The following is a 20,682-nucleotide window of genomic DNA, read 5'->3' on the forward strand; positions in this document are numbered from 1 at the left end:
CAAGCGGCGCCGCACCCCAGCGGCAACAATCGCCTGCCGCGCCTCACTCAATCTCCCCCCATCCATAAAACCCTCACCCTCGCCCATCAGGATGTCAGTTGACATCCAATCAGGATGACAACTAACATCCACCACCAGCAACACCCCCTCACTCCCACAGGAAGAGATCCATGAATCTCCAGTCTGTCTTCGATTACCGCAGCCCCTACGCGTACCTCGCCAACACCCGACTGCCGGGCCTGAATCATCCGGTCAGCTACTTCCCCGTCGATATCCTCGCCGTGATGAAACAGGTGAATAACCAGCCGTCCCCCGCCTGCCCGCCGAAAGCCCGTTATTCGGGGATCGATGCCGGGCGCTGGGCAACGCTTTATCAGGTGCCGTTCGCGCCCAACGGCGCGCTGTTCCAGGCGATGCGTGACGGCCAGTTCGACGGCGCGTGGCTGGTTCGCGCCGCGCTCGCCGCGACCGAGGCCGGGGTGTTCGACGTGTTGCACCCAGCGCTGTTCAAGGCCGTGTGGGCCGGCAATGACGATCTGGCGAGCGCTCCAGGCCGCACGGATTTCCTCCGCGCCCACGGCGTGGACGCGGATATCTGGCAACTCGCCGACAGCGCCGCGATCCGCGAGCAACTGGCCGCCAACAATGACGCCGCCGCACAACGCGGCGTGTTCGGTGTGCCGACCTTCTTCTCTAATGACGAGATGTTTTTCGGCAACGACCGCCTCGACTTCGTCCGCGCCGCCCTCCAACAAGCAACAGGAGCTTGACCATGACCACCCAGAAAACCGCCATCGTCACCGGCGTCGGCCCAGGCACCGGCGCGTCCATCGTTCGTCGCCTGGTGGCGGACGGCTACCAAGTGGCGATGATCGCCCGTGACGCCCAGCGCCTCGACGACCTGGCCCGTGAGCTGCCGGGCACCCACGCCTTCCCCGTCGACGTGACCGACACGCCGAAACTGGAGCAGACCCTGGAGCAGATCGAAGCCCGCCTCGGCCACGCCGATGTGCTGGTACACAACGCCGTGGGCGCCACCTTCGGCACCTTCATGGAGATCGATCCGCAGGCGCTCGAGGTCAATTTCCAGACCAACGTCCTCGCGCTGTTGCACCTTGCCCGCAAGCTCTCGCCGGCCATGGTCGAAAAAGGCCAGGGCGCGATCATCGTCACCGGCAACACCTCGGCGCTGCGCGGCAAAGGTCACTTCGCCGGCTTCGCCCCGACCAAGGCGGCACAGCGCATCCTCAGCGAGTCGATTGCCCGCGAGCTGGGCCCCAAAGGCGTGCACGTCGCCTATGTGGTCATCGACGCGGTGATCGACGTGGCCTGGACGCGCAAGCTGCACCCCACCGCGCCGGACAGTTTCTTCATCCAGCCGGCGGACATCGCCGCCGAAGTCGGCCACCTCATCCAACAACCGCGCAGTGCCTGGTCGTTCCTGACCGAAGTCCGCCCATACGGCGAGACCTGGTGAGGTAAACCGGGCGCCGGGGACGGGTGTTATCATCCCGCCCCCGGATCACGCTTGAAGGACAGCGACAATGGGCCATTCCCAAGCCAGCAAACAGACCACCCATGACCGCCTCGTCAGCATCGCGGCCGAACGCTTCTGCGAGCTGGGGATCGACGGCCTGAGTATCGCCAACCTGATGAAGGAAGCCGGCCTGACCCACGGCGGTTTCTACAAACACTTCGAATCCCGCGACCAACTGGTGGCCGAGGCGCTGGCGGCGGCGTTCCGCCGCTCGGAAGATCCGCAGGGCAGCCACCGAGCGAACTTCACCACGCTGGTCGACGAATACCTGAGCCCCGAACACCGCGACGGCGTCGGCACAGGCTGCGCGGTCGGCGCACTGGTCAGCGATATCGGCCGGGTGCAAGGCGAGGCGCGCGAGCTGTACACGCGCAAGCTGCGGGCGAATTTCAGCGGCATCGCCACGCTGCTGGGCGATGCCCAGGACACTGAAAAACGCGCGCAAGCGATCGTCGCCTTCAGCGCCATGGTCGGCGCCCTGGGGCTGGCACGCGGCGCGGCCGACGAGGCGCTGTCGCTGGAAATCCTCTCGACCGTGCAGCGCTTTCTGCTCGACAGCTTCGGCGGCGACAGAGAGGCACCCGCGCAGCCCACCTGACCGCGTCGTTTCCTACCCATCGCAACGGCACAATCCCACCGCCGCTCTACACTCATCTGACGATCCCAGCGCGGAGGGTGTGGCATGAGCAGCACTGAAGTCCTGATCATCGGAGCCGGTCCTACCGGGCTGGCATTGGCCCTGTGGTTGAGCAAGCTGGGCGTGAACATCCGCATCATCGACCAGGCCAGCGGCCCCGGCACCACCTCCCGGGCGCTGGCGGTGCAGGCGCGAACCCTGGAGCTGTACCGCCAGCTCGACCTCGCCGACGCGGTGGTCGAGCGCGGCCATCAGGTGCCGGCCGCCAATCTCTGGGTCAAGGGCCAGCAGGCCACACGCCTGTCGTTGCAGGACATCGGCGCCGGGCAGACGCCCTACCCGTTCCTCGAAATCTTCCCCCAGGACGAACACGAACGCCTGCTGATCGAGCGCCTGCAGGGCTTCGGTGTGCAGGTGCAGTGGCAGACCGAGTTGCTCGAACTGAACCAGGATGAGCAGCGGGTCCGCGCCCGCCTGCGCCTGGCCGACGGCCGCGAAGAAGACTGCGAAGCGCGTTACCTGGGCGGCTGCGACGGCGCCCGTTCGACAGTGCGCAAGGCGCTGGGCATCGGTTTTCCCGGCGGCACCTACGAGCAGGTGTTTTATGTCGCGGATGTGCAGGCGTCGGGGCCGGCGATCAATGGCGAGCTGCATGTGGACCTGGACGAAGCGGACTTTCTGGCAGTGTTCCCGCTGGCCGACAACGGGCGCGTGCGGTTGATCGGCACGGTGCGCGACGAGCGCGCCGAACAGCCTGAAGAGTTGCGTTTCGAAGACATCAGCCGCCGCGCCATCGAGCACATGCAAGTCACGGTCGAGCAGGTCAACTGGTTTTCCACCTACCGCGTCCATCACCGCGTCGCCCAGCAATTCCGCCGCCACAACGCCTTCCTGCTCGGCGATGCCGCCCATGTCCACAGCCCGGCCGGCGGCCAAGGCATGAACACCGGCATCGGCGACGCTATCAACCTGGCCTGGAAACTGGCCAGCGTGCTGCACGGCAAGGCCACCGAAGAACTGCTGGGGAGCTACGAGATCGAACGCAAGGCCTTCGCCGAGCGGTTGGTGGCGACCACCGACCAGGTCTTCAACTTCATCACCGCCGACAGCCGCCTGGCCACGCTGCTGCGCACCCGCTTCGCGCCGGCGCTGCTGTCGCGGTTGACCGCCATGGCCACGGTGCGCAACTTCATGTTCCGCACCGTCTCGCAGATCGGCCTGAACTACCGGCTGATGCCGCTGAGTTTCGGCAGCGCCGGCCATGTGCATGGCGGCGATCGCATGCCCTGGGTGAGCAACGAGACGACGGATAACTTCGCCGAACTGGCGCGGCCGTGCTGGCAAGTCCAGGTCTACGGCCTGGCCAGCAAGGACCTGGTGGGTTGGTGCGCCGCGCGGCAGATTCCCTTGCAGGTGTTCGCCTGGAGCCCGGCGCATGAAGCCGCCGGGCTGGCGCGCAACGCGCTGTATCTGTTGCGCCCGGACAGCTACGTGGCGCTGGCCGAGACGTCATCGTCCACCGCGGTGCTGGAGCGTTACTTCGCCGAGCGCTCGCTAAGGCCCTGCTGAGCCGGCGCGCCCGCCACGACGAAATAACGCCGGGTGGCATACAGGCACAGCAGCAGCCCGGCCACCGCCAGCGCGCCGCCGAACAGGCCGATATCGCCGAGAGCAACATGGGTCGCGACCATGCTGCCCAGCAGCGCGCCGCCGCCGATGCCGACGTTGTACAGCCCGGAAAACATCGCCATCGCCACGTCGGTGGCATCCGACGCCAACTTCAGCACTTTCGACTGCAACGCCAGGCTGAAACACATGATGCCCATGCCCCACAGCGCGCTCATCGCGCACAACAGCCATGGCACGCCGGCCAGCGGCAGCAGCATCAGCAGGCAGAAACCCAGCGCGGCGATCGAAGCGATCAGGAAGCCGTGGGGGAAACGCTCGCTGAAATGGCTGAACAGGATCGAACCGAACACCCCGGCGCCGCCGAACACCAGCAGCAGCACCGTGGTCATCTCGCCGCTCATGGCCGCCACCTGCTGGGTGAACGGCTCGATATAGCTGTAGGCGGTGAACTGCGCGGTAATCACCAGCACCACCAACGCATACACCGACATCAGCGCCGGACGCTTGAGCAGCACCGGCAGGCTGCGCAGCGAGCCGGAATTCTGGCTCGGCAGCAGCGGCAACGAGCGCAGCAGCCAGAGCAGGGTCAGCACGGACACCCCGGCGATACCGTAGAACGTCGTGCGCCAGCCCAGCGCCTCACCGACCACCCGTCCCAGCGGAATACCCAGCACCATCGCCAGCGTGGTGCCGGTGGCCAGCAGCCCCAGCGCCTTGGCCTGCTGGCCCGGCGGCGCGACGCGCACCGCCAGCGATGCGGTGATCGACCAGAACACCGCATGCGCCAGGGCAATCCCCACCCGGCTGACCAGCAACATGCCGAAGCTGGTGGCCAGGCCCGACATCACATGGCTGAGGATGAACAACACAAAGAGAAAGCCCAGCAGCCGGCGACGCTCGATATTGCGGGTCAGCAGCATCATTGGCAGCGACGTCAGCGACACCACCCAGGCATACACCGTGAGCATCAGCCCGACCTGGGCGCTGGGCATATCGAAACTGCGGCCGATATCGCTGAGCAGCGCGACCGGGACAAACTCGGTGGTATTGAAAATAAAGGCACCCAGGGCCAGCGCGAAAACGCTGAGCCAACTGCCGTTACGGGGTTCAACGGGGCTATTCATGCGGTGACTGGAACTCCTGGAAGCTGGGCAAAACACGGACGTGACAAAAGCACCCATGAACCGGTGGTTCGGGTGTGCCAAGCGGGCTTTGTAAGGAAAAGTGAATAGGCGGCAGTCTACGTGAGCCGAACCCGCGTCGCAAACGCTTGCGGTGCGATCCGTCAGTGGCGAGGGAAAACAGGCGTCAGAATCTCGTCAAAAAACCGCCATCACTTTCCGACCACCTGTAACGCAACCGAAACCCGCTAAACAGAGCGGTTAATAACAATTTACATAATTTGATACAACTACCCCGCTGGCTTTTTGACACGATGGCAAAACGCTGCGCTATACCATGAAAAAAGTTTCATCTTCGCCGCGTTCACTTGCCGGGCCACCGCCAACGCTGACTTGCCAGCACGCCGCCGTTGCCCGCATCGACACACCCGAACCGCCCTAGAGCAGGACAGGAGGCAACATGCGTGCACTGAACCACATCAAACGAAAAGGCCTGCGCCGGACCCTTGCCACCCTGTGGCAACGCTACGTGTTCTTTCACTGGGAACTGTTGTGGATGGAGCGCGACCTGACCACCCCGGTCGGCTCGCACAACCTCAAGGACCACCCGCCGGTAAACCTTGCGCTGATCACCGAAACCAACGCCGACGCCTTCGCCCGGCATTTCGGCGACCGCGTCGAGACCATGCGCGAGCTGGCCCGCGAAGGCCACACCGGGCACATGTACCTGGACCAGGCCGGCGACGCGATCGCGTTCATCTGGGCCAGCACCCGCGATTATCACGACCGGCATTACTACGGCTGCACCTTTCCCGTGGCACGGGGAGATTTCTTCGAATTCGGCGGCGAAATGATCCCGGCATTCTTCGGCAGCCGGCTGTCGGTGGATGCCCAGGTCAACCTGTGGAACGCCATGCAGGCCAAAGGCTGCACCCGGGTGGTGGATGTGGTGGAAACCCACAACGTGCCGGCGCTCAAGCTGCACCTGCGCATGGGCTACCACGAACAGGGACGCGTGGTGCACGTGTACGGACTATTCGGACGCTGGAAGCTGTTCCGAAATGCCCAATACAGCGGCTCGCGGCTGAAACCGCTGTGCGCACCGCGCTCGGCGCCGGTGCCGAAGGCGGAACTGGCCTGAGGGTGTTTTGCGACGGACAGATGATTTGAAATCACCTGTCCGCGGCCGGGATATCCCTTGTTCTCTGGCGGCGCACTGGCGCTAAATGGCAACCCTGAAGCCCTCACAGACAGCGTTGCTCTGACCGGCGCCATCGCCGGCAAGACCGGCTCCCACCCGCCAGCCCCGCAGCTCTGTGGGAGCTGCCTTGCCAGCGATAAGGCCCGCCGCCGCCCCGACACCCCAGCCCGGAGAGCCACTGATGCCCCTGGAAAAACCCGCTCAAGACTGGTGCAACGAACACCCCCTGCTCGCCGATTTGGTCGCCCTCAAGGAAAGCACCTGGTTCAACCCCGCCATCGCCCCGAGCGCCGAAGCGCTGGGCGACGTGCCGCTGACCCGTGCCGACATGGATGACGCCAGCGCACGTCTGCAACGTTTCGCAGCCTTTATCCAGTCCGCCTTTCCGCAGACCCGCGAAGCCGGCGGCCTGATCGAATCACCGCTGCATCCCCTGCCCGCCCTGCAAAAACTGTTGGGCGCGGATCAAGGCCAGCTCTGGCTGAAAGCCGATAACGAACTGCCGATCTCCGGCTCGATCAAGGCCCGCGGCGGCATTTACGAGGTGCTGGCCCATGCCGAGCGCCTGGCCTTGGCGGCCGGCTTCCTGCAACCGGGCGACGACTACGCGAAGCTCGACAGCGACGCCGCCCGGACCTTCTTCGGCCAGTACCGCATCGCCGTCGGCTCCACCGGCAACCTCGGCCTGTCGATCGGCATTATCAGCGCGCGGCTGGGCTTTCAGGCCACGGTGCACATGTCCGCCGACGCCCGGCAGTGGAAGAAGGACAAACTGCGCGCCCACGGCGTGACGGTGGTGGAGTACCCCACCGACTACAGCGTCGCCGTCGCCGAAGGCCGCCGCCAGGCCGAGGGCGATCCGTACTGCCACTTCGTCGATGACGAGAATTCCCATCAACTCTTCCTCGGCTATGCGGTGGCCGCCCTGCGCCTGCACGGCCAACTGCAACAGGCCGGGATCCGCGTCGATGTCGAGCACCCGTTGTTCGTCTACCTGCCGTGCGGTGTGGGCGGTGGTCCTGGCGGCGTGGCCTTCGGCCTCAAGCAAGTGTTCGGCGACGCCGTGCACTGCCTGTTCGCCGAGCCGACCCATTCGCCGTGCATGTTGCTGGGGGTGTACACCGGCCTGCATGACGCGGTGTCGGTGTACGACTTCGGCATCGACAACGTCACCGCCGCCGACGGCCTCGCGGTGGGCCGCCCTTCGGGCTTCGTCGGCCGGGCCATGCAGCGCCTGATCGACGGCTACTACACCGTCAGCGACGAAAACCTCTACCGCCTGCTGGCGCAACTCGACGCCTGCGAAGGCCGGCGCCTGGAACCCTCGGCCCTGGCCGGCGTGCCGGGCATCCTGCGGGTACTGCACGAGCAACAGGGTTACCGCGAGCGCCTCGGCCTGACCGCGCGTCATCTGGCCAACGCCACCCACCTGGTCTGGGGCACGGGCGGCAGCATGGTGCCGGAGGCCGAAATGGCCGCCTACCTCGCCACCGGCCGCCAGTACCTGGGCGCGCACTGATGCTCAACCTTCCGCCACGGCTGGCGACGCGACTGGGCAGCAGCCAGTTCGCCAACCTGCACACCTTCCTCGTCGCCGCCCGGCACTTGAGCTTCGCCTTGGCGGCCGAGGAACTGTGCCTGACCCCCAGCGCCGTGAGCCACCGCATCGCCCGGCTCGAACAGGCGCTGGAACTGCGCCTGTTCGAGCGCCTGACCCGACGCATCCGCCTGACCGCCGAGGGCGAACGGATCTTCACCATCCTCGATGACGCTATCGAAGCCCTGGACGCGGCCCTGCACAGCCGCGACGCGGACCTCAGCGGCCCGCTGGCGCTCTACGCCCGCCCGTCCATCGCCAATGACTGGCTGGTGCCGCGGCTGGCGGACTTCCACCGGCGTTACCCGCGCATCGCCCTGGATGTACGGGTCGGCAATGACCCGGTGGACTTCCGCACGCAGAACCTCGACCTCGCGCTGGTCTACGCCCGCGGCGAGACGGCCGGGCTGGTCAATCATCACCTGATGGACGAGGCCGTCACCCCGGTGTGCAGCCCGCGCTATGCCGAAGAGCACGGATTGCACGACGCCCCGCACAACCTGCGCCAGTGCACCTTGCTGCACGACGCGCTGGCCTGGGAACACGCGCCGTTCGATGCCGAATGGCGCCGCTGGGCCGAGGCCCGCGACCTGGCGCATTGCCTGCCGGGACGGCGCATGACCTTCGACCGTTCCGACCTCTGCGCCAATGCCGCGATCCATCACACCGGCATCGCCATGGGGCGCCAGCGTCTGGTGCAGCGTTATCTGGATGAGGGATTGCTGGTGACGCCTTTTGGTGGTTTTGCGCAGCCGGGGGCGTTGGGTTATTACCTGCTGCATCCGCCTTGCCGGGTGTTGCCGGCGCGGGTGGGGGCGTTGTTGGAGTGGTTGTTGGAGCAGGGTGGATAGCGCATCGCGACGGTTCGGCGCCCCGACAAGTTCGCTCCTACAGCCCCTGTAGGAGCGAGCTTGTCGGGGCGCCGAACCGTCGAGATAGGTCAACCTACACCCAAGGCATCTGATGCGTCACACAATGAATCCCCCCGCCACCCGCAGCAATCGCGTCGATCTCCACCTGCACGATGTCCCGGTCCGGGTACAGCCCCGACAACAATTCAAACGCCGCCCTGTCCGCCTCACGATCCCCAAACTGCGGCGCGATCACCGCGCCGTTGATGACGAAGTAGTTGATGTAACCCGCAGCGAAATCCGGGTTGTTGCGGCTGAACGGGCTCTTGCGCGGTTTCAGCGGTGGCGACACGGTGTGCACGGTGAGCTTGCGGCCCTCCGCATCCGTCGCGTTGCGCAGAATCTCCAGGTGCGCGCGGGTCACCTCGTGGTCATAAGACTCCGGGTCAGTGTCGAGGTTGGCGATCACCACGCCCGGGCTGACGAAGCGGGCATAAAAATCCACATGGGCATCGGTGATGTCCTTGCCGCGGATGCCCGGCAGCCAGATGATCTTGCGCAGGCCCAGGCAGGCTTTCAGTTCCGCTTCCACGTCGTCCCGGCTCCAGCCGGGGTTGCGGTTGCCGTTGACCCAGCAGCTCTCGGTCATGATCCCGGTGCCGTGGCCGTCCACTTCGATCCCGCCGCCCTCGCCCACCAGTTCGCTGCGCAGATGCCGCGCCCCGCTTTGCCCGGCCAATAACGCGGCGATCCGCGCGTCCTTGGAATGCCGTTGCTTGTTGCCCCAGCCGTTGAAGTTGAAGTCCAGCGCGGTCAGGCCGCCCTCCTCGGTGGTGAGAAAGTTGGCGCCGATGTCGCGCATCCAGATGTCATCCAGTTCGGTGACCAGGAACCGGGTGTTGTCGCTGCCACACAGTTCCTCGGCCAGTTCGCGCTCGTCTTCACGGCAGAGCACGGTCACCGGCTGGTAACGGGCGATGGCGCGGGCGATACGGCCGAGGGCCGCCTGCACATCGGCGGTGAAGTCTTCCCAGATCGCCTCCTGCGCACCAAAGGCGATGAAGGCGTGACGCTGGCGTTCGCCCTCGTCGGGCATGAACCAGTCGTCGTCTCCTGCGGCAAAGGCCCGCAACGGCAGCAAACCGCTGCTGGCGATCAGTCCCAGGCTGCTGGCCACGGAAACCTGCCGGATGAACTGGCGGCGTGTCGGCATTTCTTTGTCTCTCACTTCGAGTTGGGGGTACGTGGGGCTAACCGCCGCTGGCGGTCTTGAACTTGGTCCAGGTGCGCATCCGTGCACGCATCGCCGACTGGGCGATGTCCTTGCCGGGAATCAGGCGCTGGAAGGCCGCTTCATCAGGATAGATATCCGGGTTGTCGCGCATCGCCGGATCGACCTGCGGTCGCGCCTTGGCGCTGGAGGTCGGGTAGCCGGTGAAGTTGCTGATGGCCGCCATGTTGTCCGGGCGCATGACGAAGTTGATGAAGGCGTAGGCGTACTCCGGGTGTTTGGCATCCACCGGGATCGCCATGTTGTCCATCCACACCGTGGTGCCCTCGCGCGGGATGCGGTACTGGAAACGCACCGGCTTGCCGGCGGCATCGGCGGCGCGCTGGGCCTGGGTCATGTCGCCGCTGTAGCCTAGGGACAGGCACAGGTTGCCGTTGACCAGGTCGGTGACCGGCTGCGGCTGGAACTTGCGGATATACGGTCGCAGCTTCAGCAGCAGTTCGCTGGCCGCGGCCAGGTCTTCCGGTTTGGCGCTGCGCGGCTCGCGGCCCAGGTAATTGAGCACCACCGCCAGCACTTCGTCGGGCGAATCGATGATGGAAATCCCGCAGTCGGCGAACTTCGCCGCCAGCTCCGGCTTGAACAGCAGATCGAGGCTGTTCACCGGCGCGTCGGCGAGGCGCTGGCGGACCATCTCCTCGTTGTAGGTCAGGCCGATGGTGCCCCAGGTGTAGGGCACGGTGGCGCTGGCGGAATGAGGATAGTGCTTGCGCAGTTGCTGCAGGCCCGGCTCGATATCCGCCAGCGCGGTGATCCGCGCAGGGTCGAGGGCCTGCAGGCTGCCGGCGCGCATCAGTCGCTCGGCCACGGTGTCGCCGGGGAAGATCAGGTCGTAACCACTGCCGGCGGTCATCAGCTTGGCCTCCAGCACCTCGCTGCCGTCCATCACATCGTAGATCACCTTGATCCCGGTTTCGGCGGTGAAGCGCGACAGGGTGTCTTCGGCAAAGTAGTCGGCCCAGTTGTACAGACGCAGGGTCTTGCCCGGGTCGTCAGCCTGGGCATTGCCCAGTGTCAGGCCGAGGAGCGCGGCGCACAGCCAGTGGCGGTTCATCGCGCACCTCCGTTGCCCCAAACGCTGTTCTGGCTGCCGTCCAGGCCCAGCAACGTCCCATACATTTCCGGGCGGCGGTCGCGGAAGATGCCCCAGGTCAGGCGTTCGTCGCGCATCGCGGCGAGGTCGAGGGTCTGCACCACGACACCGGGCGTCTGGCGATCGGCTTCGGCCAACAGCTTGCCCTTGTGATCGCAGATAAACGACGAGCCGTAGAAATCCATGTGCAGTTCCGCGTCGCCCGTCGCCACTTCGCGCCCGACCCGGTTGGCCGCCACCACCGGCAGCAGGTTGGCCGCCGCGTGGCCGCGCATGGTCATCTGCCAGTGGTCGCGGGAGTCCAGCGCGGTGGCGCCGGGCTCGGAGCCGATGGCGGTGGGAAACAGCAGCACCTCGGCACCCATCAGCGCCAGGCAACGCGCCGTTTCGGGAAACCACTGGTCCCAGCAGATGCCGACGCCGAGACGGCCGAAAGCGGTGTCCCAGACGCGGAAGCCAGTATCGCCGGGGCTGAAATATTCCTTCTCCTGATAGCCGACAGCGTTGGGAATATGGGTCTTGCGGTAGACCCCCAGCAGGCGGCCATCGGCATCGGCCACGCTCAGCGAATTGAAGAACGCGTTGCCGGCCTTCTCGAACCAGCTCAACGGCAGCACCACCCCAAGCTCGCGGGCCAGCGCGGCGAAGCGCTGGAGCACGCGGCTGTCGCGGTACTCCTCGGCCAGGGCGAGGTGCTTGTGGTCCTGCTCGATGCAGAAATACGGCGTGGCGAACAGCTCCTGCAACAGGATGACCTGCGCGCCTTGCGCAGCGGCTTCGCGGACCCGTTGTTCGGCGCGGTCGAGGTTGTCCTGCAGGTTCCAGGTGCAGTGCATCTGGGTGGTGGCGACGGTCAACAGGCTCATGGTTTCACCCCCGGCACCGGCCACGCCGGCTGCTGCTGGGTGATGCAGTGCACCCCGCCGCCGCCGTGGGCCAGGTGGTTGATCTGCACCGGCACCACTTCGCGCCCCGGGAATGCGGCGGCCAGTACCTGGGCGGCTTCGCGGTCGGCGTCGATACCGTAGGCCGGCATGATGATCGCGCCGTTGGCGATGTAGAAATTGGTGTACGAGGCGCAGAACACCTCGGCCTTCGGATCCACCGCGGCGCTGGCTTCGTACAGTTCGATCAGTTCGAACGAGCGGCCTTTGGCATCCCGCGCCAGTTCCAGGGCGCGGCGGTTTTCCCGCACCACTTCGGCGTACACCGAATCCTGCTCGCGGGTCGCGTCCACCAGCAGCACGCCGGGGCGGGCAAAGGCGCAGACGCCATCGACATGACCGTCAGTCATGTCGCCAGTGACGTACTCGGGGTCGCCCGGCAGCCAGATAGTCTTGGTGATCCCCAGCAGGCGGCTGAAGATCTCTTCCATCTCGGCCTTGCTCACCCCAGGGTTACGGTTGGGGTTGAGCAGCACCGACTCGGTGGTGATCAGGGTGCCTTCGCCATCGACATGAATGGCGCCGCCTTCGTTGGCCAGCGGCGTGCCGAAACAGTCCAGGCCGAGCGGGTTGAGCACGCGCCGGGCGAGGCTTTCGTCGAGGTCATGGGCCGACTTGCCGCCCCAGGCATTGAAGCGCCAACTGACCCCGGCCACGCCGTGTGTCGGGTGGCAGACGAAGCTTGGCCCGGAATCCCGGCACCAACTGTCGTTGACCGCGTGCTCGATCAGCTCGACGTTAGGTCCGCAGAGATCGGCGGCGCTGGCCCGGCCACTCGGATCCACCACCAGCTTCACCGGTTCGAAACGGGCAATGGCATTGGCGACCCGGGCGAAATCCGCCTGCACATCGGCCAGGGTCACACCCCAGATGCCTTCCCACAGAGCCTGGTTGTGCGGCCAGACCATCCAGGTCGCCGCATGGGGGGCCCACTCCGCGGGCATCGTCCAGCCGCTCGTTCCAACGCCATTGCACAGCATGTCTGTCACCTTTCAGTTAAGTATTTTTTATGACTGAAATCCGCTGAGTGCGGAATGGAGTTCATGCTATGGCTTCAACTACGGCGCAACAAACGATAGATTTAGCGCACAACTGATTAGCCGAGCTTATCGATAATGCTGAAACACTGGCCCCCGCTGAACGCCCTGCGCGGCTTCGAAGCCGCTGCCCGCCTCGGCAGCTTCCACAAGGCCGCGGACGAACTGCACCTCACCCAGTCGGCGATCAGTCAACAGATCCGCAGCCTGGAAACCTTCCTCGAACAACCGCTGTTCTTCCGCACCGGCCGCAGCGTCAGCCTGACCGATGCCGGCCACGACCTGCTCAGCACCACCCAGGCGCTGCTGCAGGACCTGTCGGTGGGCATCCGCCGGCTGGAGCAATACCGCAAACCCAACCAACTGGTGGTCAACACCACCCCGGCCTTCGCCCGCCACTGGCTGCTGCCGCGCCTCGGTGACTTCCATCGCCAGCACCCGGAAGTGGACCTGTGGCTGTTCACCACCTTCGAAGCGCCGGACATGGCCACCCAGACCATCGACCTGAGCCTGCGCGATGACCTCGAACCGCAGGTGGAATGCAGCTATCAGCCGCTGTTCGACGACCGGCTGTATCCGGCCTGCCACCCTGACCTGATCGACCAGCCGCCCGCGCAGCGCACCACCCTGCATGGCGAGCGCAACATGGACTGGAGCCGCTGGCAGGTACTGGGCGGCGAGGATGTCGGCCAGCGCGGCAACGGCCTGAACTTCTCCGATCCGGGGTTGCTGCTGGATGCCGCCTGCGAGGGTCATGGGATCGCCCTGGTCAGCCAGTTGCTGGCGGCGCGGGCGCGGGAAAAAGGCTTGCTGCAAGCGCTGAGCGAACGCAGCGTGGCCGGCGCGACCTGGGCGTGCCTGATTCATCAGGACAGCGAAAAAAGCGCGATGACCCGGGCGTTCAGCCAGTGGTTGAGGGAGGCGATTCAGCCCTGACTCATGGGTACCGCGATCAACAGGATCGCAGTGCCGTGCGCCGCGATGGCCGCGAAGATGCCGTAGCGCATCCGCAGCAGTGCGCACAGCAGCCCCTCGATCAAGGTGAACGCAAGAATCGGCCAGCCCACTTGCGTGACGCTCAAGGCCAGGAACGCGTGGCAGGCGGCGAAAGCCACGGCGCTGCCGAGGGCGGCGCGCAGGGCGCTGGTGTGCTGCTCGAGGTGGCCTTGCAGCATCCCGCGAAACAGCACTTCTTCCAGCGCGTTGCCGCCGTAGGCCAGCACCAGCAGGCCGCCAAACCAGAGGCCGCTGACGTCGAATCCGTTGCCTTGATACAGCCGCAGCGGCAGGCCGATAGCGAGGCCGGCCAGCAGGCCGAGGAACAACCCGAGGCCAACATTGCCCCTGCGCCAGACCAACAGCGCCCACAACTCCGGCGCCACTCGCGCCAGCAAAGCGATCAGCGCCAGTGACAGCAGGCCCAGCGCGGCCAGCACCAGCGGGTTGGCGATGAAGGCGATCTGGACCTGATCCGACAGCGACCACAGGCCTTGCGGCGTCATTGCGTCGCGAAGCAGTACGAAGGTCAGCAGCAGGACAAGGATGCGCATGCCGGCCTGGTGCTTTGGCGTTAGCCAGAACCACAGGGCGCAGAGCAGGAAACCGGGCGTGAGGTAGAGCAGGTAGGCGCTGAGGCGGGAAAGTCCTTCTTCGAGCATTGCGCGGGGGTCCGTGGGCGGCGGTGGGGTGGGCAGTTTAGATGAGGTTTGTGGGGGTTAGGAAAGGTGTTTGGGTGGGAGAGATATTGGGCAAAGACCATGAGTGCCTGTCAGAGGATTCGGTCATGGCCACCAGGTGCTAGTCGACAGATCTCTAGCGTCCTTGAGATCGAGCGCCGCCCGCGCGGCGCATCGCGAGCAAGCTCGCTCCTACATTTGTTGCAACGTGCCATGGCCTATGAGAGTTAGGCCGCCAGCCCTTGGTGTTTCGCGATAGATCGCGTGGAGGCTGTTGAGGCCGACTCGATATCGCGTCGTACAAACAAGGCGGTAAACCATGGCCTGACAGACATAGGCACGTTGCAACAAATGTAGGAGCGAGCTTGTCGGGGCGCCGAACCGTCGCGATGCGCCGCGCGGGCGGCGCTCGGTCTCAAGAACGCGAGAAACTTGTCGGCTAGCACCTGCCGGCCATGACCAGATCCTCTGCCAAGCGCCCTCTCTCCGATCACTCCCCCCCAGCCAACGCCACCCCCGCCAAATACCCAAAGGTCATCCCCGGCCCAAGAGTGATCCCACCACTCGGGTAATACCCGCCCATGATGCTGTTCATATCATTGCCCACAGCATGCAGCCCCAGAATCACCGCACCGGCGCCATCCAGCACCCGCGCCTGTTCATCCGTCTTCAACCCGGCAAAAGTCCCAAGGCTGCCCGGCACCAGTCGCACCGCATAGAACGGCCCACTGAGCGCCCGCAACGAAGGATTGGGCAGGTTCGATGGATCACCCGAAGCACGGTTATACGCCGATTGTCCGCGGCCGAATTCAGGATCATGCCCCGCCCGCGCATGCTGGTTGAAACGCTCGACCGTAGCCTGCAACTGCGCTGCATCGATACCGCAGCGCTGCGCCAGTTCGACAAGGTCGCGGCCTTTGACGAGGTAGCCGCAGCGCCGGTAATACCCGGTCGGAAACGGAAACGGTTTGGCCCAGCCAATGCCGAAGCGGCGCTGCGCCTGGTGGTCGCAAATCATCCAGGCCTCGGGCGCCTGTCCGGCCGGGGTGCGGGCGAACAGGTCGTTCATGAAGTCGTGGTAGCAGTCGGCTTCGTTGGTGAATCGTCGGCCATCAGCCCCCACGGCGATAAAGCCGGGCTTGCCCCGGTCGATCAGATGCGGGAAACGTCCGGGCGGCCCTTTGCGCCGTGGCACCAGCGATACCGGTGCCCAGGCGGCGTCGTGGGCAAGGTCGTCGGCCATCAGGCCGCCCACTTGTTCGCCAAGGCGCAGGCCGTCGCCGCTGTTGCTCAAGGGCGCCGCGCAGTGATGATCATGACCAAGGCGTTGTTGCAGGCGCTGAGGGTCATGGGCGAAACCGCCACAGGCGAGAACCACGCCACGCCGCGCGCGCACCTCGCACGCCACGCCCCCACGCTGCAACACCGCCCCGCTCACCCGGCCACCCTCGCGCAGCAGGCGCAGTGCCGGGCTGTCGGTGAGCAATTGCACGTGCAGGTCCAGCGCGCTCTTCAGCAGGCGCGCCACCAGCGCATTGCCGTTGACCAGGTGCATGCCGCGCCGATAGCGCAGCAGGTCAGCGCCATGTCGCAGCAGGCGCTTGCCCACATGCCACGCGGCTTTCGCCGAACGCCGGGCATTGAAGAACGCGCTCATATCGGCGCCGCCCGCAATGCCCATGCCGAACAGGCTGACGATATCCAGCGGCGGGCGCAGCGTGTCGATCCACGCCCCGAGCGCTCGCCCATCGAACGGCTGCGCACACAAGGAACGCCCGCCCTTCGCCGCGCCGTCACCGTCGCGCATGTCCGGCATTGTGCTGCCGGAGTAGAACTGCACGGCGGTGTGACGCTGGAAGAACTCGACCATTTCCGGGCCACGGCGCAGGTAGACCTGCTGCTGCGCGGTCAATGCTTCGCCGCGCACCTGCTCCAGCAGATAACGCTCGGCCCCCTGCTCCGCTTCAACCGTGCCTTCGGCCAGCGCCAGCGGATTGCGCGGCACCCACAACCAGCCGCCAGACCAAGCGCTGGTGCCGCCGAGCAGCGCGGTTTTTTCCGCGACGATCACTTTCAGTCCGCAGTGCGCCGCGGTAACCGCCGCCGCCAGGCCCGAAGCCCCGGAACCGATCACCAGCACGTCGCATTCAAGCTGTTGCATTGCGTATTGCCTTTGTTGAGGCGAGGCCGGCTCGCGGGGTCACTTCAGGGGCGAGAAACCGGTCGGGCGCATCAGCCGCGATTCCAGCTTGAGCACCGCGCCGAGTTCTTTGTTCTTGCGACCGAACTCGGCCCAGCGCGGGTCGGCGGCCATGCTGGCGCGGCGGGCGGCGCGGTCGTCGAGGCTCTCGTAGGCCCAGATGTGCACGACCTGGTTGGCCTCGCCGAATTCAGTGGTGAAGAACCCCACCAGGTTGCCCAGGTGTTCGCTCTGCACCGCCAGCGCATCGCTCTGGTACAGGGCCAGCCAGTCGGCCATACGGGTCGGGCTCAGGGTGTAGGTGCGCAGTTCGTAGTACATGGTTATTGCTCCAGGACAGGTGAGGGAAGAGTCGCCAGCCGCTCGGCGGCATGGCAGGCAGCGAGCCAGCCGAAGGTCAGGCCGGGGCCGATGGTGATGCCGGGGCCGGGATAGGTGCCGTCCATCAGCGAGTTCATGTCGTTGCCAGCGGCATACAGGCCGGGGATCGGCGCGCCGCTGGCGTCCAGCACCCGCGCCTGGCCATCGGTGGCCAGGCCGCGGGCCGAGCCGAGGTCGCCGGTGTGCAGGCGGACCGCGTACCACGGCGCCTTGAGCAGCGGTGCGTTGCACGGGTTGGGCTGGTGGTCGGGGTCGCCCATGTAGCGGTTGTAGCTGTTGCCGCCCTTGCCGAATTCGCGGTCGAGGCCGTCGCGGGCATCACGGTTGTAGCGTTCCAGGGTGCGGCGCAGGCCTTGGGGGTCGACGCCAATGAGCGTGGCCAACTGCTCGGCCGTGTCGGCGCGGTAGAGGTAGCCGGCGTCGATCAGCGCGCGGTTGTCCACCGGCTTTGGCCGGGCCAGGCCGAGGCCGTATTTGTTCAGGGCATCGGCATCGCAGATCAGCCAGCACGGTGTGTTGCCGGTGGCAAACATGGTCTGGACGAAGTGGTGATAGGAGTTGGATTCATTGACGAAGCGCTCGCCGGCCCGGTTGACCGCAATCACACCGGGCTTGGCGCGATCGGTCACCAGGTGCGGAAAACGCTCGCGCACGCCGTTCTTGTGCAGCACCTCGGAGACCGGTGCCCAGAAGAAGTTGGCGGCGAGCTTCTCGCCCGCCACCGCGCCGGCCGCCTGACCCAGGCGCAGGCCGTCGCCGACGTTGGTCTCCGGCGACATCGTCAAATGCGCTGCATCGCTGTGCGGACGCTGCGCCGCCGCATCCGGCCCCGCAGCAAAACCACCTGTGGCGCAGACCACGCCGCCACGGGACAGCACCCGCTGCTGGCGACCGTCGCGGCTGATCACTGCACCGACCACGCTGCCGTGCTCGACGATCAGCGACTCGGTGCGGCTGTTCAGCCACACCTGCACGCCATCGGCGAACGCACTGGTCGCCAGCCGGGCGATCAGTGCGTTGCCGGTGGTCAGCCGCGTGCCGCGCGGATGACTCAGGCGGTCGATGGCGTAGCGGCCCATGAGTTTCAGGCAGTGCAACAACGAACGCGGCGAGCGGCGGAAGCTCAGGAAATGCTGGATATCGACGCGGTTGACCATCATCCCGCCGAACAGCAGCATGCCCGCCGGCGGCATCTTCAGATCCTTGAAGTGCGCGCCGAGGCGACGGCCATCGTATTCAAGCATTTCCAGAGCGCGGCCGCGGTCGGTGCCGCCCTCTTCGTCGGGGTAGTAATCCGGCGACAGCGGGCGCAGCGCGTACTTGAGTTCGGTATGGGCTTCGAGCCAGCGCAGCGCTTCATGGCCGTGACGGATATAGGCGTCCACCAGCGCGGCGTTGTAGCCGGGGCCGATGGTTTTTTGCAGGTAGCGGCGCATGGCTTCCGGGCTGTCTTCGATGCCCGCGGCGCGGGCCTGGTCGGTGCCGTGCAGCCACACCGCGCCACCGGAAATCGCCGAGGTGCCGCCGAACTGCGCGGCCTTTTCCACCAGCACGACCTTCAGGCCCTTGCGTGCGGCAGTCGCGGCGGCGGCGAAACCGGCGGCGCCACTGCCGAGCACGATCAGGTCGACAAGCGCATCGCCGTCAGCGGGAAAACGGGTTGCCGTATTCATCGCCCGCCCCTCACAACTGCAAGGGCGTGACGCCCATGAAATGGCCGAGATTGCCGAGCTGGGCGAAGGCCATCTGCGGCCCGGTCTGGATGCGGCAACCGCGTGCGCGGGCGGCGGCCAGCAACGGCGTGATTTCCGGCGAAGTGACCACGTCGGCGACCAGGGTCGAGGCCTGCAGCCCGTCCAGTTGCGCCGCGGGCAACGGCAGTTCATCGGTGCCGCCCATGCCGGCCGGGGTGGCGTTGACCAACAGGTCGAAGCCGGCGAGCGTGTCGTAACCGATGTCGATGCGGACCTCGCCGAACGCCTTGCGCAGCAGCGCGGCCAGCGTCTCGCAGCGCGACAGGCTGGCATCGCTGAGCACCAATGATGCCACCCCGGCCTGGCACAGCGACCAGGCGATGGCGCTGCCGACACCCCCGGCACCGATCACCAGCGCCCGCTTGCCGCGGGCCTGGAAACCGTTGAGGCAGGCGGCGTTGAGAAAGCCCTCGCCATCGACGTTGTCGCCCAACAGACGCCCATCGGCCTGGCGACGGATGACGTTCACCGAGCCCAGCGCGCCGGCGCGCTCGCTGACCTCATCGAGACGCCCGGCCAGCACCTGCTTGTACGGCACGGTCACCACCACGCCGCGCAGGTTCTGCCAGCCGCGCAGGGTGTCGATAAAGGCGTCGAGGGCGTCCTCGCGGATATCGATGGGCAGCATCGCCAGGTTCCGGCTGTTGTCCTGGAACCAGCGGTTGAAGTTTTCCGGGGATTTGACCTGGGTGATGGGCGACCCGACGATCGCCACCAGTTCCGTGGATCCGTGCAGCATGCTGACCTCCAGAGGGTCCGTTTTGTTGTGCGCCAAGGGTGCGTCCTGGCGCCGCACCGGCCAATCGCGGCGATCGGCTTTCTGGTTGTTATTCGCAGCGTGACTGCGATAATCGCACTCTTCGTCGATATTCCCCGGAATCGCCATGGCCCACCCCACCATCCACCCGCGCGACCTGATCGCCGGCCTGCAAAAAGGTCTGGCGCTGATGCAACTGTTCAGCGTCGATCAGCCGAAACTCACCGTGCCCCAGGCCGCCGCGCTGTCGGGCATGACCCAGAGCGCCGCGCGGCGCTTTTTGCTGACGTTGGTGCATGAAGCGTTCATCGAGACCGATGGCCGCCATTACTGGCTGACCCCCAAGGCGCTGCGCATCGGCCAGGCCTACGTCGATTCGGCGCAACTGCCGCGCATGCTGCGCCCGGTGGTGGAACAGGTGGCGCGGACCTCCCAGGAGCACGTCTCGGTGGGCACCCGCGACGGCGACGAGATGGTGCATATCGTCCGCAGCCGCTACAGCCACGTCGCCTCGCTGTCGATCCGCCCAGGTTCGCGGGTGCCGATGTACTGCACCGCCAGCGGCCGGCTGTGGCTGGCGGCGTTGGGCGCCGAGGCGCTGGATGCCTATTTCGCCCGCACTCAATTACGGGCGTTGACGCCCTACACCTGCGTTGACGAGCAGGCATTGCGCGAGGAATTGCGGGTTATTGCGCGCCAAGGCTACGCCGAGGTGGATCAGGAATTCGAAGTGGGCATGCGCGTGCTTGGTGTGCCGCTGCAGGACCGGCACGGCGTGCTGCGCTCGACGCTGGCGATCACCAGCCATGCGTCGCGGATCAGCGTCGAAGACATGAGGAAACGGTTTTTGACACCGTTGTATGAGGCGCAGGCGTTGTTGCGGCCGGTGCTGGAGTGAAGCAAACCCGCTGATTGTAGGAGCGAGCTTGCTCGCGAAGGCCCGCAAGACAGCTCAAAAAGCCGGCTGATCTCACCG

Annotated in this window: 19 protein-coding genes; 9 read left to right on the forward strand and 10 right to left on the reverse strand. The window is 66.0% G+C overall.

From position 1 onward, the window contains the following. Positions 1 to 170: 170 nt before the first annotated feature. The 4 genes from CKW37_RS01960 to CKW37_RS01975 all read left to right on the forward strand — a co-directional run bounded on the left by CKW37_RS01960 (position 171) and on the right by CKW37_RS01975 (position 3,743). On the forward strand, positions 171 to 770 hold the full coding sequence (locus CKW37_RS01960) for a 2-hydroxychromene-2-carboxylate isomerase (RefSeq protein ID WP_095153748.1): 600 nt from the start codon (positions 171 to 173) through the stop codon (positions 768 to 770). Positions 771 to 772: 2 nt separating this feature from the next. Further along, positions 773 to 1,477, forward strand: a complete 705-nt coding sequence (locus tag CKW37_RS01965) for an SDR family NAD(P)-dependent oxidoreductase (protein ID WP_095153749.1) — start codon at positions 773 to 775, stop codon at positions 1,475 to 1,477. Between the two features lie 67 nt (positions 1,478 to 1,544). Further along, positions 1,545 to 2,135, forward strand: a complete 591-nt coding sequence (locus CKW37_RS01970; RefSeq protein WP_095153750.1) for a TetR/AcrR family transcriptional regulator — start codon at positions 1,545 to 1,547, stop codon at positions 2,133 to 2,135. An 84-nt stretch (positions 2,136 to 2,219) separates the two neighbouring features. Beyond that, positions 2,220 to 3,743, forward strand: coding sequence for an FAD-dependent monooxygenase (locus CKW37_RS01975; RefSeq protein WP_095153751.1), 1,524 nt, complete (start codon positions 2,220 to 2,222; stop codon positions 3,741 to 3,743). On the opposite strand, the gene CKW37_RS01980 is transcribed toward CKW37_RS01975, so the two are convergent. Continuing rightward, entirely contained in the window at positions 3,710 to 4,927 is a 1,218-nt protein-coding gene (locus CKW37_RS01980) for a sugar transporter (protein WP_095153752.1), read from the reverse strand. The two genes, CKW37_RS01975 and CKW37_RS01980, sit on opposite strands and share 34 nt — an antisense overlap. A gap of 457 nt (positions 4,928 to 5,384) precedes the next feature. On the opposite strand from CKW37_RS01980, the gene CKW37_RS01985 reads away from it, so the two are divergent. The 3 genes from CKW37_RS01985 to dsdC all read left to right on the forward strand — a co-directional run bounded on the left by CKW37_RS01985 (position 5,385) and on the right by dsdC (position 8,573). After that, on the forward strand, positions 5,385 to 6,065 hold the full coding sequence (locus CKW37_RS01985; protein WP_095153753.1) for an N-acetyltransferase: 681 nt from the start codon (positions 5,385 to 5,387) through the stop codon (positions 6,063 to 6,065). A gap of 241 nt (positions 6,066 to 6,306) precedes the next feature. Then, on the forward strand, positions 6,307 to 7,644 hold the full coding sequence (gene dsdA, locus CKW37_RS01990) for a D-serine ammonia-lyase (RefSeq protein ID WP_095153754.1): 1,338 nt from the start codon (positions 6,307 to 6,309) through the stop codon (positions 7,642 to 7,644). Continuing rightward, positions 7,644 to 8,573, forward strand: coding sequence for a DNA-binding transcriptional regulator DsdC (dsdC, locus tag CKW37_RS01995; protein ID WP_095153755.1), 930 nt, complete (start codon positions 7,644 to 7,646; stop codon positions 8,571 to 8,573). The genes dsdA and dsdC overlap by 1 nt, the downstream gene beginning before the upstream one ends. Before the next feature lie 94 nt (positions 8,574 to 8,667). Here dsdC and CKW37_RS02000 read toward each other — a convergent pair whose 3' ends face one another. From CKW37_RS02000 to CKW37_RS02015, 4 genes are read right to left on the reverse strand one after another with little or no spacing between them, the layout of a single operon-like run. Next, positions 8,668 to 9,786: an agmatine/peptidylarginine deiminase gene (locus CKW37_RS02000; RefSeq protein ID WP_095153756.1), complete on the reverse strand. Its 1,119-nt coding sequence runs from the start codon at positions 9,784 to 9,786 to the stop codon at positions 8,668 to 8,670. 37 nt (positions 9,787 to 9,823) lie between these two features. Further along, positions 9,824 to 10,918, reverse strand: a complete 1,095-nt coding sequence (locus tag CKW37_RS02005) for an extracellular solute-binding protein (protein ID WP_095153757.1) — start codon at positions 10,916 to 10,918, stop codon at positions 9,824 to 9,826. Beyond that, complete coding sequence (gene aguB, locus CKW37_RS02010) at positions 10,915 to 11,823, reverse strand: N-carbamoylputrescine amidase (protein ID WP_095153845.1); 909 nt, start codon at positions 11,821 to 11,823, stop codon at positions 10,915 to 10,917. Before aguB ends, CKW37_RS02005 begins: the two co-directional genes overlap by 4 nt. Then, positions 11,820 to 12,881, reverse strand: a complete 1,062-nt coding sequence (locus tag CKW37_RS02015) for an agmatine/peptidylarginine deiminase (protein WP_095153758.1) — start codon at positions 12,879 to 12,881, stop codon at positions 11,820 to 11,822. The genes aguB and CKW37_RS02015 overlap by 4 nt, the downstream gene beginning before the upstream one ends. 135 nt (positions 12,882 to 13,016) lie before the next feature. Between CKW37_RS02015 and CKW37_RS02020 the strand changes: the two genes are divergently transcribed. After that, positions 13,017 to 13,874 carry a LysR substrate-binding domain-containing protein gene (locus CKW37_RS02020; protein ID WP_095153759.1) on the forward strand — a complete coding sequence of 286 codons (858 nt, stop codon included), beginning with the start codon at positions 13,017 to 13,019 and terminating at the stop codon, positions 13,872 to 13,874. Here CKW37_RS02020 and CKW37_RS02025 read toward each other — a convergent pair. The 5 genes from CKW37_RS02025 to CKW37_RS02045 form a co-directional block, all read right to left on the reverse strand. Further along, complete coding sequence (locus CKW37_RS02025) at positions 13,865 to 14,596, reverse strand: CPBP family intramembrane glutamic endopeptidase (protein WP_095153760.1); 732 nt, start codon at positions 14,594 to 14,596, stop codon at positions 13,865 to 13,867. The genes CKW37_RS02020 and CKW37_RS02025 overlap by 10 nt on opposite strands. Positions 14,597 to 15,104: 508 nt before the next feature. After that, a complete protein-coding gene (locus CKW37_RS02030; protein WP_095153761.1) occupies positions 15,105 to 16,775 on the reverse strand; it encodes an FAD-dependent oxidoreductase in 1,671 nt (556 codons plus the stop codon). Positions 16,776 to 16,814: 39 nt separating this feature from the next. Then, positions 16,815 to 17,135, reverse strand: coding sequence for an NIPSNAP family protein (locus tag CKW37_RS02035; RefSeq protein ID WP_095153762.1), 321 nt, complete (start codon positions 17,133 to 17,135; stop codon positions 16,815 to 16,817). 2 nt (positions 17,136 to 17,137) lie between these two features. Beyond that, a complete protein-coding gene (locus CKW37_RS02040; RefSeq protein ID WP_095153763.1) occupies positions 17,138 to 18,868 on the reverse strand; it encodes an FAD-dependent oxidoreductase in 1,731 nt (576 codons plus the stop codon). Between the two features lie 10 nt (positions 18,869 to 18,878). Beyond that, complete coding sequence (locus tag CKW37_RS02045) at positions 18,879 to 19,688, reverse strand: shikimate dehydrogenase (protein WP_095153846.1); 810 nt, start codon at positions 19,686 to 19,688, stop codon at positions 18,879 to 18,881. 145 nt (positions 19,689 to 19,833) lie between these two features. On the opposite strand from CKW37_RS02045, the gene CKW37_RS02050 reads away from it, so the two are divergent. Further along, positions 19,834 to 20,604 (forward strand): IclR family transcriptional regulator C-terminal domain-containing protein, encoded by a 771-nt coding sequence (locus CKW37_RS02050; protein WP_095153764.1) that lies wholly within the window; start codon positions 19,834 to 19,836, stop codon positions 20,602 to 20,604. Positions 20,605 to 20,682: the final 78 nt, after the last annotated feature.

It is taken from the genome of Pseudomonas sp. Irchel 3E13, from assembly GCF_900187455.1.
In the GTDB taxonomy this organism is placed as follows: domain Bacteria; phylum Pseudomonadota; class Gammaproteobacteria; order Pseudomonadales; family Pseudomonadaceae; genus Aquipseudomonas.